The organism is Aliterella sp. E5.1, from assembly GCF_057473825.1.
On record NZ_JBYCCV010000003.1, the window covers coordinates 1 to 13,189 of the forward strand.

The 13,189-nt window shown below is 40.6% G+C and carries 14 protein-coding genes and 1 pseudogene; 7 read left to right on the plus strand and 8 right to left on the minus strand.

All coding sequences use genetic code 11. From position 1 onward, the window contains the following. Both AC2VE5_RS01780 and AC2VE5_RS01785 read right to left on the minus strand, forming a co-directional pair. The coding region (locus AC2VE5_RS01780) for a GAF domain-containing protein (RefSeq protein WP_486886071.1) at nucleotides 1–818 on the minus strand (818 nt) is incomplete at its 3' end. Nucleotides 819–963: 145 nt separating this feature from the next. Continuing rightward, nucleotides 964–1,191, minus strand: a complete 228-nt coding sequence (locus AC2VE5_RS01785; protein ID WP_486886072.1) for a hypothetical protein — start codon at nucleotides 1,189–1,191, stop codon at nucleotides 964–966. A gap of 357 nt (nucleotides 1,192–1,548) precedes the next feature. Between AC2VE5_RS01785 and lepA the strand changes: the two genes are divergently transcribed. Beyond that, entirely contained in the window at nucleotides 1,549–3,360 is a 1,812-nt protein-coding gene (gene lepA / locus AC2VE5_RS01790; RefSeq protein WP_486886073.1) for a translation elongation factor 4, read from the plus strand. An 83-nt stretch (nucleotides 3,361–3,443) separates the two neighbouring features. Here lepA and AC2VE5_RS01795 read toward each other — a convergent pair. The 4 genes and pseudogenes from AC2VE5_RS01795 to AC2VE5_RS01810 all read right to left on the minus strand — a co-directional run bounded on the left by AC2VE5_RS01795 (nucleotide 3,444) and on the right by AC2VE5_RS01810 (nucleotide 6,223). Further along, a pseudogene (locus AC2VE5_RS01795) lies at nucleotides 3,444–4,391 on the minus strand (DNA cytosine methyltransferase). A 23-nt stretch (nucleotides 4,392–4,414) separates the two neighbouring features. Continuing rightward, nucleotides 4,415–5,491, minus strand: coding sequence for a HindVP family restriction endonuclease (locus AC2VE5_RS01800; RefSeq protein ID WP_486886074.1), 1,077 nt, complete (start codon nucleotides 5,489–5,491; stop codon nucleotides 4,415–4,417). Between the two features lie 121 nt (nucleotides 5,492–5,612). Then, entirely contained in the window at nucleotides 5,613–5,966 is a 354-nt protein-coding gene (locus AC2VE5_RS01805) for a type II toxin-antitoxin system PemK/MazF family toxin (RefSeq protein WP_486886075.1), read from the minus strand. 2 nt (nucleotides 5,967–5,968) lie between these two features. After that, a complete protein-coding gene (locus tag AC2VE5_RS01810; RefSeq protein WP_486886076.1) occupies nucleotides 5,969–6,223 on the minus strand; it encodes a ribbon-helix-helix domain-containing protein in 255 nt (84 codons plus the stop codon). Between the two features lie 84 nt (nucleotides 6,224–6,307). Here AC2VE5_RS01810 and AC2VE5_RS01815 point away from each other — a divergent pair, with 84 nt between their 5' ends. The 3 genes from AC2VE5_RS01815 to AC2VE5_RS01825 are packed head-to-tail and all read left to right on the plus strand — an operon-like array spanning nucleotide 6,308 to nucleotide 7,712. Continuing rightward, complete coding sequence (locus AC2VE5_RS01815; RefSeq protein ID WP_486886077.1) at nucleotides 6,308–7,042, plus strand: molecular chaperone DnaJ; 735 nt, start codon at nucleotides 6,308–6,310, stop codon at nucleotides 7,040–7,042. Between the two features lie 2 nt (nucleotides 7,043–7,044). Then, on the plus strand, nucleotides 7,045–7,452 hold the full coding sequence (locus tag AC2VE5_RS01820; RefSeq protein ID WP_486886078.1) for a tetratricopeptide repeat protein: 408 nt from the start codon (nucleotides 7,045–7,047) through the stop codon (nucleotides 7,450–7,452). After that, nucleotides 7,395–7,712: a tetratricopeptide repeat protein gene (locus tag AC2VE5_RS01825; protein WP_486886203.1), complete on the plus strand. Its 318-nt coding sequence runs from the start codon at nucleotides 7,395–7,397 to the stop codon at nucleotides 7,710–7,712. The genes AC2VE5_RS01820 and AC2VE5_RS01825 overlap by 58 nt, the downstream gene beginning before the upstream one ends. A gap of 67 nt (nucleotides 7,713–7,779) precedes the next feature. On the opposite strand, the gene AC2VE5_RS01830 is transcribed toward AC2VE5_RS01825, so the two are convergent. Together AC2VE5_RS01830 and AC2VE5_RS01835 are read right to left on the minus strand one after the other, a co-directional pair. Beyond that, entirely contained in the window at nucleotides 7,780–8,172 is a 393-nt protein-coding gene (locus tag AC2VE5_RS01830; RefSeq protein ID WP_486886079.1) for a hypothetical protein, read from the minus strand. Nucleotides 8,173–8,247: 75 nt separating this feature from the next. Beyond that, a complete protein-coding gene (locus AC2VE5_RS01835; protein WP_486886080.1) occupies nucleotides 8,248–8,457 on the minus strand; it encodes an RNA-binding S4 domain-containing protein in 210 nt (69 codons plus the stop codon). 163 nt (nucleotides 8,458–8,620) lie between these two features. Between AC2VE5_RS01835 and AC2VE5_RS01840 the strand changes: the two genes are divergently transcribed. From AC2VE5_RS01840 to AC2VE5_RS01850, 3 genes are all read left to right on the plus strand, one after another. Continuing rightward, nucleotides 8,621–9,313, plus strand: coding sequence for a DUF3800 domain-containing protein (locus AC2VE5_RS01840; protein WP_486886081.1), 693 nt, complete (start codon nucleotides 8,621–8,623; stop codon nucleotides 9,311–9,313). Nucleotides 9,314–9,416: 103 nt separating this feature from the next. Beyond that, complete coding sequence (locus tag AC2VE5_RS01845; protein ID WP_486886082.1) at nucleotides 9,417–9,662, plus strand: hypothetical protein; 246 nt, start codon at nucleotides 9,417–9,419, stop codon at nucleotides 9,660–9,662. A 10-nt stretch (nucleotides 9,663–9,672) separates the two neighbouring features. Continuing rightward, nucleotides 9,673–12,867 carry a phosphorylase b kinase regulatory subunit alpha/beta gene (locus AC2VE5_RS01850; protein WP_486886083.1) on the plus strand — a complete coding sequence of 1,065 codons (3,195 nt, stop codon included), beginning with the start codon at nucleotides 9,673–9,675 and terminating at the stop codon, nucleotides 12,865–12,867. The last annotated feature ends 322 nt before the right edge of the window (nucleotides 12,868–13,189 follow it).

Below are 13,189 nucleotides of genomic sequence, written 5' to 3' on the forward strand. Positions count from 1 at the left end.
CTAATTAGCCCGTTTGGTTTCCCCTGGTAATAAGTCGCAACCACAAGTAATGACTGCTGAAAAGAAGGATGGTCAATTTGGTCTACGACTACAGGTTCTAGGGTTTTTAGGGCTTGACTAAATCCCGCATCGTCAGCAATTAATATTTCGTTGCCTACCATTGAGCGCACGGCTATTTGCCTGCATTCAGCCACAACTTTGACTAATTGAGACTTTTCTGTATAAGCACAAACAATACAATGACTTACACCTAGAGCTTCACCCAAACTATCGACAGTTTGCTGCCAAATTGTATTTAGGTCTAAAGTTCTGCGAATATTTCGGGCAATATGAATCAGTAATTTTTTTGATTCAACGGGGGCTATAGTGTTTGGTTGTAAATTCTTGACAGCGTGAGAACTAATTGCTAAACCTGTAGACTGAACTTCTAGCTGTCGCCCCATAACTAAGACAACTGTGGTCTTGTGGGCGCTGGGAATGGGGCTAATTACTAATTCAAAGCTCCACAACTTCTGCTGATACTTAAATAAGCACCGACAGTGTTCGGGAGTCATGCTGGCAATAATTCGCTGTACCCGTTGCAAATAAGCAGCTACGTCTACAGGCGCAAAAGTTTCGCAGGGCAATTTTCCAATTACTTGCTCGGCACTCAAGCCATAGGTTTGGGCTTGCTGCCAATGAAAAGACAAGTATTTTCCTGTTGCTTCTTGTATAAAAGTCAACTCTGAACCTAGAACTTGTAGCCCGCAGCTATCTTGAGGACTAGATTCTAAGTTATTAAACACTAGAGGCGGTTCAGAATTAGCATACACACTCATTTTTCAGGCTTTTTTATAAACAGGTAGCTAACAATAATTTTTAATCGGCTCTTGACTTAAAGTTTGGCACAAAAATTACCGAACTGAAAAACATTAGTTTAGTAAGTATACAAACAACTATCGAGATTCCTCTGCTGAAGTTTTTTCAGTCGTTCCACTCACCGCGAGGAGGTACAGGCGTGCGCCCAATTGTCCGAGTTAATTCATCATCTCGTTGAGTTTCACCACGCAGCCACTGACGAATTGCGACTTCTATGACTTTACTTGGTTCTTTTGTTAAATGTTGCAATTGATCTAGGAGAGTCGAATCTAGTTGAATAGAAATTTCTACCTTGTCATCAAAAGAATTTGAATCCGTAATATTTTCATTCATATATGGTGTGTGGCTCTTAGCCTAAAAATTAGATTATGTCTACTTATTAATTACTCTAGCAGTCGTAGGAAAAGTTACTAAAACACATTTCTAGGCTTTAGAAAGCAATCTTGAGGAAAATTACCGGGTTAAACCGCCGTTAAATCCATAGAAACTATGTATAAGTTGTACTCTTTGGCGGCAGAAACCCAGGGGAATCGAAATAAATAGTTAGGGAACTCGCATATTTTTCCGGCTCGGCGTTAAACCTTTTGCTTGATTACTTGCGGCTACTTGCCCATCGCTATTTATGCAGAAAGGATTAAAATGCGTTAAGTATGCTCAATTCTTAACTTTGTTGCCGCTAAATTTAAAAATATGACTGATGTTCCCGTAGCGCAAATACGCAATTTCTCTATTATAGCTCATATCGATCACGGAAAATCGACTCTTGCCGATCGCTTGTTGCAAACTACTGGCACAGTAGAGCAAAGGCAAATGAAGGAGCAGTTTCTCGACAATATGGATCTCGAACGAGAGCGCGGCATTACAATCAAGCTACAAGCGGCGCGGATGAACTATAAAGCAAAAGATGGGCTGACTTATGTTTTAAATCTAATTGATACCCCAGGACACGTAGATTTTTCTTACGAAGTATCAAGGAGTTTAGCTGCTTGCGAAGGGGCGTTATTAGTAGTAGATGCGTCTCAAGGGGTGGAAGCGCAGACTTTAGCGAATGTGTATTTAGCTTTAGAGCATAACTTAGAAATTATCCCTGTTTTAAATAAAATTGATTTGCCTGGAGCAGAGCCAGAGCGGGTAGCTGGGGAAATAGAGGAAATTATTGGGCTTGATTGTAGTGGGGCAATTTTGGCATCTGCGAAAGAAGGGATAGGCATTGATGAGATATTAGAAACTATCGTCGCGCGCGTACCCCCACCTCAAGATACCGTTGCAGCGCCGCTTCGAGCCTTAATATTTGATAGTTATTACGATAGTTACCGGGGAGTAATAGTTTACTTTCGGGTGATGGATGGTACGGTAAAAAAAGGCGATCGCATTCACTTAATGGCATCGGGGAAAGAATACGAAATTGATGAATTGGGAGTATTGTCACCTACCCAAAAACAAATAGACGAACTCCACGCCGGGGAAGTAGGGTATTTAGCAGCCTCGATTAGAGCCGTAGCAGATGCGCGAGTTGGAGATACCATTACTTTAGCGGGAAACCGAGCTAAGGAGGCATTACCGGGCTACACAGAAGCAAATCCAATGGTTTTTTGTGGCTTGTTTCCCATTGATGCCGATCGCTTTGAAGATTTGCGAGATGCGTTAGAAAAGCTGAAATTAAATGATGCAGCTTTACACTACGAGCCGGAAACCTCTAGCGCCATGGGGTTTGGCTTTCGCTGCGGATTTTTAGGATTGCTGCACATGGAAATTGTCCAAGAGCGGCTAGAGCGGGAATACAACTTAGACTTGATTACAACGGCTCCCTCGGTGGTTTATCGCGTAACTACTAATAAGGGAGAAGTGTTGCACATTGATAATCCTAGTACCTTACCAGAGCCAAACGAGCGGGAGAAAATTGAGGAGCCTTATGTCAAAGTAGACATGATTACGCCGGAGAACTTCGTTGGTACTTTAATGGAGTTGTGCCAAAATCGGCGGGGAATCTTCAAAGATATGAAGTATCTTACCCAAGGACGGACAACCTTAACTTACGAATTGCCTTTAGCGGAAGTTGTGACTGACTTTTTCGATCAAATGAAGTCGCGTACTCGCGGTTATGCCAGTATGGAGTATCACTTGATTGGCTACCGGGAAAATCATCTAGTCCGCTTGGATCTATTAATTAACAACGATCCTGTAGATTCTTTGGCGATGATTGTCCACCGAGACAAAGCTTACAATATGGGGCGGGCGATGGCAGAAAAGCTTAAAGAATTAATTCCGCGCCATCAATTTAAAGTGCCAATTCAAGCAGCGATTGGCAGTAAAGTTATAGCCAGCGAACAAATCCCGGCTTTGCGGAAAGATGTATTAGCCAAGTGCTACGGTGGCGACATTAGCCGCAAAAAAAAGCTCTTGCAAAAGCAAGCAAAAGGTAAAAAGCGGATGAAGTCTGTCGGGACTGTAGATGTGCCGCAAGAGGCTTTTATGGCAGTATTGCGTTTAGATAAAGAGTAGTTGATATTTTAGCTAGGGTTCAAACCCTAGCTAGTAGCTAAAGTTATTTCAATTAAGCAGCAACTTCTATAAATCAACAAAGGTTAAACCGGAAAGAGATTCAACTGCTGAACAAATTGTTGCTTCGCTGGGTTATTGTTCGGGGCTTTGAGATACTGAAGAATACAATCGGCAACGTACTTCCCAAGGTTAACAGGCACAGCATTACCAATCATTTGTTCCATACAGGTTTTATTACCAACCCATTTAAAACTTTCTGGAAAAGTTTGAACATAACTTCTTTCCAATGTAGTTAAAGGACGAATATTAACGCTTGGTTCGCAAAGATCGCCATCATGCTTTTTATATCCTTTAGGCAAAGGTCTGTTTACACCTCGAATAGTTGGGCTTGGCTCATGGATACTAAAAATACCCCTTCTTGCATAGCTTCTAGGATGTCTATAATAATATTCAATATCTAATTTTTCGCCCATGTAATCAAATATTGTCATGGGGGAAGCAGATTGATTTTTAGTAAGATACTCATCTAAGAACCCATCTTCTGAATACAGGTGTCCAACTAAAATAAATCTTTTCCGAGTCTGAGGAACACCACAATAACTAGCATTTAAAACGATAGAACTTAATCCGTAGTTGTTTGATTTAAAAGATAAAATAGCTTCCTGTAAAATAGGACTCTTTCTGATTCGTTCTACATTTTCCATTAAAAACCATTCTGGTTTAACCTCTGAAATAATCTTCGCGTAGGAAACTGTTAAATCTGCTCGACCTAGAGTTTCATCTCGTCTCCCAGCACTTGAGAAATCTTGACATGGAGGACCACCAATAATCATGTCTGGCTCCCATTCTCTAAAAATTTCAAAATCTTCAAGAAGCGAAAGATCGGTTTGAAAGATAGGATGAGCAAAGTTAGCTGCATAAACTTCGCAAGCTTCTTTCCAGTTATCAAAAGCTGCAACTACTTAAAAACCAGCTTTTTGAAAACCTATTGAAAGACCGCCACAACCAGCAAATAAGTCAACTACTTTCATTTTTTTACATAAGTTTAGATTATTTAATCAAAAAGCTCTGGTGAGTTAAAAACAATAGCATCAAATCGCCGCTCAGGACTTAAAAGATTTTGTCCACCTCCAAGAATAATTTCTTTAATCTGTTGTTTGGTAATTCTTGGCTTTGTCAAAGTCTCGCTCCGCATATACGGGTATGTAATCCTACCACTGACAGCGAAAGCTTTATCATTTTTGGTATTGTAAGATAATTCATCAATTACTTTTCTATGATTTATTTGACCATGTAAGCTAAAATCATAAAGCATTTTAAAAAGCCAGACTGCTGTTCTTACTTGGCGTGTTATGGTTTTAAACGTTAGGAGTTCTCGTCTGGCTACATCTAAAAATAACTGTGTAAAAGCAAGATTGCTCCAAACGAAAACGTCCAAGCAATTTTCTGAGAGCTTAGGGCTTTTTCCTTCAGTTTTCCATATTGGCTGCATAACCAAAGGCTCTTGCTTTTCTATGATATCTAGAATTATTCTATCAATTGCCTCTCTCATTTTAATTACAGAGGAAAGGATATTTATACCTTCTTGCCAATCTTCAATCGCTTCAAATCCTTCTCCAATTAAGTCTATTAGCCTGCTCGTATTACCTTGAAAATGTACGGCGATACTACACGATAAGTAAACAATAGTGTCAGGTCTAACTACTAATTCACAACCAAATTTATCTTCTGTTAAGTTGCAAGTTGAATTATCTGGAAGGGCTGTCAGCTTTATTTCTAGTCCTTTTAAGCAATTTTTGGTGTTTCTACTTAATGTAACTAAATCAATTCTAGGAAAATTATCTATAACAAGTTGTTGAAAGGGAACATAAGGACTTTCAAATGAGTAAAAAATATCTTCTGAATCTGGATTTGCCCCATAAAGCTCTGTGGTGCTGATGCTACTATGATAAATTTCCAAGTTTTCATTGAGCTTCAAATACACATTTTCAAATCCTTGCTGTTCGAGAAAAGCTGATAACGATGCTGGGAAAGATGAGTTAAATTGATTTTTCCCCCAATCATCTTTCTGGGTAAAATTCCGATTTGAATATTTAATTCCAAAAAGACCAGGTTCTTGACAATCGGACATTTGAGAATTTTTATAGCTAATTTTAAGTGTTTAGACAAAAATGAATCAAGCGTTGTAATGACAAATACTGCTATAAAGCCATAATAAATTATGAGTGCGATCGCGCAACATTTAACTTCTTTTAGAATATAGCGATCGCAATTTGAATCCCTTGTTGAATTCGTTGTAAAGATTCCGGCGATATTGTGCCATAAGCACCTTGTTCGAGATAAGACTTGCGAATCGCTGAGATGTTGTCGCATAAAGCGAAAGAGTCTGTTAAAAGTCCGCCTTCCCCAGCTTTGACTAAAATGCGGGTTGGACTTTCCCCCCTCGTTAAATCGCTGGTAAAGGGAACAATCAAAATACTGCTGGAAAACTGATTTCTAACATTCATAGAAACGACAACAGCAGGGCGTTTTTTGGTATCTCCTAGAGCTTTTAGAGCGCGAATCAAATAAATTTCCCCTTGGCGGGGATAACTATTGTCTTCCACTTTTAGAGTCCTTCGGAGTCTAAGATTTCTTCCATTTGAGTTTGAGCAAATTCTCCCCAGTCTTGGTCAAATTGTCTATCTGTTGGTTTTTGGTTTTGGTAAAAAACGCGTAACTGATTTTCTATCTGCTGTCTATACCACAATCGCAATCCTTCTTCCACCGCCGCCGAACGATTTTCTGTTATTTGGTCAATATCTTGAAGCAATTTAGCATCTACGGTGATGGAGATTCTTTGTTTGCTGCCTGGTGGGGTCATGGGGAAGTATTATTGTTTATATGATAATTTATCATATCAAAGTTAACTAGAAGGCAGACGAATAATAGAGATTTATAGAGGTTTTTGGGGAATCCTAAAGTTGTTAACTTTAAAATTACGTCGCCAAAAGTGGAAAATGCGATCGCACTTAGCCAAACCCCTGAAGAACAAGAATTAGAAACTAAGTTAGCCGAATTAGCTGCACTGGAAACAGCATTAGCAGGGTGTGAGTTGGATTTGGTCACAAATCAAGCCCGGTTACACGCTTTTGAGCGGAAATATCTGCGCATTGTAGGGAGTCGATACACCGAAATCGATCGGCTAGAGGCTCAAATTGCCGAGTATATGGCTTATTTGGAATCAGCTAAAGACTTTAAGCCATCCGACAGCTTGAAAAAACTTTATCGACAAGTAGCAAAACTGATTCACCCGGATTTGGCAACCGATGATAAGGAGCGTCTACGCAGGCAAAATCTCATGGTTGAGGCAAATCTTGCTTATGAAAATCAGGATGAGGAGCGTCTACGGGCGATTTTACATAGTTGGGAAACAAGCCCAGAGTCTATCCAAGGCGAGGGAGTTGTGGCTAGACTCATTCGCACTATTCGCCAAATTGCTCAAAGCAAAATGCGCCTAAAGGTGATTGGGGAAGAAATTGAGGCTTTAGAACAAACAGACCTTTATCAGTTGAAAAACAAAGTTGTTACCGCCCAAGAAGCGGGACAGGACTTACTAGCAGAAATGGCATTGCAGCTAGATGAGCAGATTACAACTGCAAAAGAACAGTTAAAGGAATTGAAAACTAAATTAGGGTTATAGAAATGAGCAACGATAGCGAAAAAAATATTGTTCCATCAGAGAAGCCGGGACTATCAAGATATTCATCAGATTTGATTAAAAGAGGCTTGGATTTAGCAAATAAGAACCAATTTGTAAATAGCAAATCCCTACAGCCCTCACCAGCGCCTACCATTCAAGCGGAGGTTGAGGAACTATGGAAATGCGGAAATGAAAAATACAATGAAGGTTATTATCAAGGTGCAATTAAAGATTATACCCAAGTCCTGCGAATTAATTCTAACTCTGCCAGTGCTTACCATAACAGAGGCATGGCTCGTTATAAATTAGGAGACTACCAAGGCGAATTGACGATCATACTCAAGCCCTGCGGATTAATCCTAACGACGCTGATAGCTACAAAAACAGAGCTATTGCTCACTGTAAATTAGGAGATAAGCGGGGTGCAATTGATAACTATACTCAAATACTACGAATCAATCCTAATGATGCCAATACTTACAAAAAACGAGCTATTGCTCGTACTGAATTAGGAGATAAGTGGGGTGCAATTGATGACTATACTCAAATACTACGAATCAACCCTAATGATATTGAAGTTTACCACAGACGTAGTAAAGCTCGTTCTGCTTTGGGAGACTATCAGGGAGCGGTAGAGGACTTACGGAGAGCCGTAAACCAAAGATACTAAAGCTGATATCGAAGTCTAAGTCTATTTCAAATAATTGTTATAGACCTAGGAAAATCTTGTTAAAAATCTAACTTTGATAGCTAAAAAGATACTCCTCTGCTCTTAACTTAAGGCGATCACCTTCCAAGATCAAATTATCAATTGCTTGCTTAATTTCCATGTATGGCTGTCTAGCCAGCTTCTTTTCTCGTTCCGTTTCGCGTCGAGTTTCTGCCCTAAATCTCCCCGCCCACTTGTGTTTCCCGAAAACATCCAACCCAACGGAAACCAGACTATCAGCACTAGATTGGACTGCATCCTGATTAATACTGGTTATGCTTGCACTTAATTCTTTTTTAATGGCTCTTAGTTGCTTTTGGAGTAAATTAATTTGCTTAATCTGTAGCTTTACAGATTTAGGATTGTCAAGGGTTAACGATAGTTTTGACGCAATGTGCTGGATTTCTTCTAATGTAGCCATGATAATTCTTTAGTAGGCTTTACATTTAGAGTACCCAACTAGCCATTGCTAAATTAGGTATTAGTCTGGAAATATTCAAGGATTGTCTAAATTAACTGTAAAAGTTTCACTAGCTACGGTAACGCGATCGCCTGTTACTAATTTTTTCCCCCGCCTAGTTTCAATTTCATCATTAACTAGAACATTGCCGTCAAGTATCATTAGCTTGGCTTGTCCGCCAGTAGATGCTACGCCTACCCATTTCAAAAATTGGTCGAGTTTGATTATGTTGTCTTGTTGAGTCATTTGGCGATCGTGTTTATTCTAGGGGGATATACATTGAGAAATGCGATCGCACAGCAGGAGCAAATGATATAATTAAGGATACAGTCAAGAGATCTGACCTTTTCGGATCGCGGAAGCATGGTCTTCCCTTGACTGATTTCAATTTTAAAGGATATCAAGCTGGATGTATCTACTCTATGTAGATGAGTCGGGTACAACCCACGATCCCAACCAACAGTATTTCGTACTAGCCGGATTTTGTGTATTTGAGCGACAAGGATATTGGATTGCTAACCAGCTTGACCAAATTGCAGCTAGGTTCGATCCTGCCGATCCAGCAACGGTTGAGTTGCACGGTAGTCCAACGTTTGGGGGAAGATCGAGATGGCGGATTTATCCCAAAGAAGATAGGCATCAAGCAATTGAAGACTCTTTAAAGGTTTTCTTGCAATCTCATCCCAGCAATCGAATGTTTGCAAGTGTCATTAAAAAATCTGCGGTATCTCCGAGAGATCCAGTTGAGGTTGCTTTTGAGCAATTAGCCAGTAGATTTGATAAGTATTTAATGAGATTGCATAGAAACGGTGATACGCAAAGAGGAATTATCATCTTTGACAAATCCACTTATGAGACAACTATTCAATCCTTGGCGACGGATTTTAGAACGATTGGATACACTTGGAGTCTGATACGCAACTTTTCAGAAGTACCGCTATTTTTAGATTCAAAAGCATCAAGATTGATTCAACTTGCTGATTTGATTGCTTATGCTGTTTTTAGGTATTTTGAAAAGGGAGACAATAGATTTTTTCCTATTATTGAACCTAGGTTTGATTCAGAAGGTGGTATAGTTCACGGGCTGCACATTTTGCAATAATCGCAGCGCGGCATTGGTTATCTGGTAAGAGTTTGAGGCTATCTTTGTTAGGGCGATGTTGGGAAATTATGAGTAGGCGCGATCGCATATTAGGATTTAGATTGTGAAAAGTGTCAGGATACACGAATTTCAGGATAAGGCTTCTTACTATCTAGCAAGTCGTGAAACAATCTCAGTAAAACGTCACGGTAAGATCGTAGGCTTCTACGTTCCAGTGCAACAATCAGATGAAACAGAAGTTCAAGCAGCATTAATGCGCCTTTCTCAAACAGTATCTGAAGCTTTAACACAGAGCGGTTGGGACGAAGAAGAACTCAGTCAAGCCTTAGATTTATCTCAATCTGAATAGAGTTAAAAACATGGATAAACCTGCCGCCCCTTCCCGTCTGGATTACTATTACGCCCAAATCAAAACGATTATCCTTGCTCGGCAAAATCCGATTACAGGCTTGCTACCAGCTAGTACGGCGGTTACTGCTCACGGCGATTATACCGATGCTTGGGTTAGAGACAATGTTTATAGCATTTTGGCGGTGTGGGGACTAGCGATCGCATATCGCAAAATAGACGAAGACAAAGGGCGCACTTACGAGCTAGAACATAGCGTAATTAAGTTGATGCGCGGATTATTGTTTGCCATGATGCGCCAAGCAAGCAAAGTAGAGCAATTCAAACACAGTCAAGCATCAATTGATGCCCTGCACGCTAAGTACAATACCCAGACGGGCGATATTGTTGTGGGTGATGGCGATTGGGGACACTTGCAACTAGATGCAACTTCAATTTTTATCCTGATGCTGGCGCAAATGACCGCTTCGGGATTGCAAATTGTTTATACCCTAGACGAAGTTAATTTCATTCAAAACCTGGTTTATTACATCGGGAGAGCTTATCGTACTCCTGATTACGGCATTTGGGAGCGAGGAAATAAAATTAATCACGGCAATTCGGAGCTAAACGCGAGTTCTGTGGGGATGTCTAAAGCCGCCTTAGAAGCGATCGCCGGACTAGATTTATTTGGGGTACGCGGCTCTCAAGCGTCGGTAATTCACGTTTTACCTGATGAAATTGCCCGCGCCCGGATTACTTTAGAAAACCTGTTACCGCGAGAATCTGGCTCGAAAGAAATTGATGCGGCGCTGCTGAGTATAATTAGTTTTCCGGCTTTTGCTGTAGAAGACGCTCTATTAGTAGAGCGTACTAGAAATGACATTATTAATAAACTGCAAGGGCGGTATGGTTGCAAGCGCTTTTTACGCGATGGTCATCAAACTGTTTTAGAAGACAGTCATCGCTTGCATTACGAACCTTGGGAACTAAAACAGTTTGAGCATATAGAGTCAGAATGGCCCTTATTTTTCACTTACTTGCTGTTGGATGGAATTTTTCGGGGAGACTCGGAGCAAGTTAAGGACTATCAACAGCGTTTGCAACCCTTATTAATTGAGCAAGATGGGTTGCAATTATTGCCTGAACTTTACTATGTTCCTAAAGAAAACGTTGAAGCAGAGAAAAAAGCCCCATCATCTCAAGAGCGTTTACCTAACGAAAATATCCCTTTAGTTTGGGCGCAAGGCTTGTATTTGCTCGGTCAAATGCTAAGTGAAAAATTGTTGTCAGTGGGAGACATTGACCCCTTGGGGCAACATTTACGATTGGGACGCGATCGCCAAGCAATGGTACAAATTGCCCTCTTAGCGGAGGATGAAGACTTACAGGCGCAGTTAGAAGTTTACGGGATTCAAACCCAGACACCCCAGCAGTTAGAGCCGATTCAGGTGAGACTTGCGGGGGATCTTTCGGCAATTTTTACTCAAATTGGACGTAACGATAAATTAGGCTTAACGGGTCGTCCAGTGCGACGGTTGAGGAGTTTGATTGCGTCCAGAATCTTTCGCATTCGTGGCGAGACGATTGTATTTTTACCTTCTTTTTTAGACCTGCAACAGTTCTATTTAACTCTTGACTATCACTTTTTGGTAGATGAGTTTAAAGGTGAAATAGCTTACATTCAACAGCATTGGCGCGAGTTGGGTCGTCCGACTTTGGCGATGGAATTGACCCATACTATGTTTGAAACAGGTAGCGAAGCAATACTAGCATTAATGCAGGAACTCAAAGCTGGGCTTTGTAATGGGGTAAAAGTAAAGTTAGGACGGCTCAATCAATTGATGCTTACAGCCGCTACTGAGCGGATAGATTTTCTCCATGACTTTAATTTTGCTCAGTCACCGCTTACCGATGCTACACCTAGGCAGTATTATTTAACTTCTCACCTAGAAAAAAACCAGCCTCTAGGTAATACTCAAGAGTTTCAGCTTGAGCAGGAAACCAATCCAAAAGTATTGTTAGATAAATTACGCGCTTCTAATAATCTTTACGAGCAGATAGAGTTGTTGCAGACATTGAAACGCTTGCAGGGAATAGAATTTGATACAGGTTTTGGCAGTGCGGGGCAAAAAGTAACAGTAGCTGACTTATTAGATGAAGTTTATACCCAAGCAGGAATTGCCGGAATTTGGGCGGTAGTAAGGAAAGCGGCAGGTTTGCGGCAAATGGTAGATATTGGCTTATCTGATCGCGTCACGAGGATGCTAGTACGTGGTAAGCAAATTGCTGTAGGCAAGTCTTATAGTATCGATTCGCTGATTTCCCGCCCGGTATCTAATCAGGAAATTGCCTCAAAAATAGATCGCTTTTGCGGAGAAGATATACGCGATCGCGTTCTAACTCAAGAAATCCTCATCTATTGCGGTTTACTTATTCAAGGGGAACCCCAATTATTTAACGGTTTGCTGACGTTGAGGGTAGGGTATCTAATTTTATTAATGACTAGCGATCTTGCCCGCGAGTTGGGTGTGACTCAAGATGAAGCTTACGAGCATTTGATGCAACTATCACCCTATGAAGTCAAGCTGCGGCTGCGCCAAGTATTAGTTGGTTATGAGGGGATGAATCAACTATTGCGCCAACAAGAATCTCTGCACGTCAAGCAGCAAGAAAGCGATATTGAGTGGATAGTTTTACCCACCCAAGACAATCAACTTGTTCCTACAGGCGGTTGGCATCAACAAAGGCAATGGGACGGTTCTATGAACCGCGTACCTAAAGATTTTTATCAAGGTGTGTGGCGATTATTGCAGCACTGCAAGGGTGTAGTTATTGGCGATAAGTTAGAGCGACGCAATCGTTTAGATAGCGATTTAATTTTAGCTATGACTCCAGGAGAGAAAAATTTTGCTCTGCAAGTTGAGCATTTGCTGAACAAAATTGAGGCTCCAGAGTACCGACAAGTGAATGTAGAAGCATTTATGGAACTTGCAGAAATTGCCCAGCGCAATCCAACATTGCAAATAGAAGAATATATTGTAATGGATGTATTAGTAGGTCATGCGGTACGTTTGGCATGGCTAGAAAAGAATCCCGAAAAAAGCGAAGTCTATGACGAATATAAAGCCACCGCCTGGAAGGCGTTTTACAATACATCTCCCAGAGAATGCGCGGCGTTAATTGTTAAAGCTGTCCGCTACCTCACTCAATTTGGTACGGCTTAACGAACGAGTTAGCTTATCTAAATAAAAAGTATGCCTTAAGGTAGAGGTAGTAATATACTATTGCTGTAGCAAAGCAGGGCGATCGCATCAGTAAAATTATCCAAAAAATATCTGCGGCTTAGTATTTTTACTTAACAAAAATATTAAAAGTACATACTTCTTCGTAATATTGCTGATAAATCTGACGGCTGAAATGAGCTTGGAGCAAGGTTTGCGTAAATTTACTCATTTTTTTTAGTCCAAAGTGTTTGAATCGAGAAGAATTTGGGCTAAATAAGTACGGTCGTTATAGAGATCGCCAACCACTATCGACCAAGCGGGC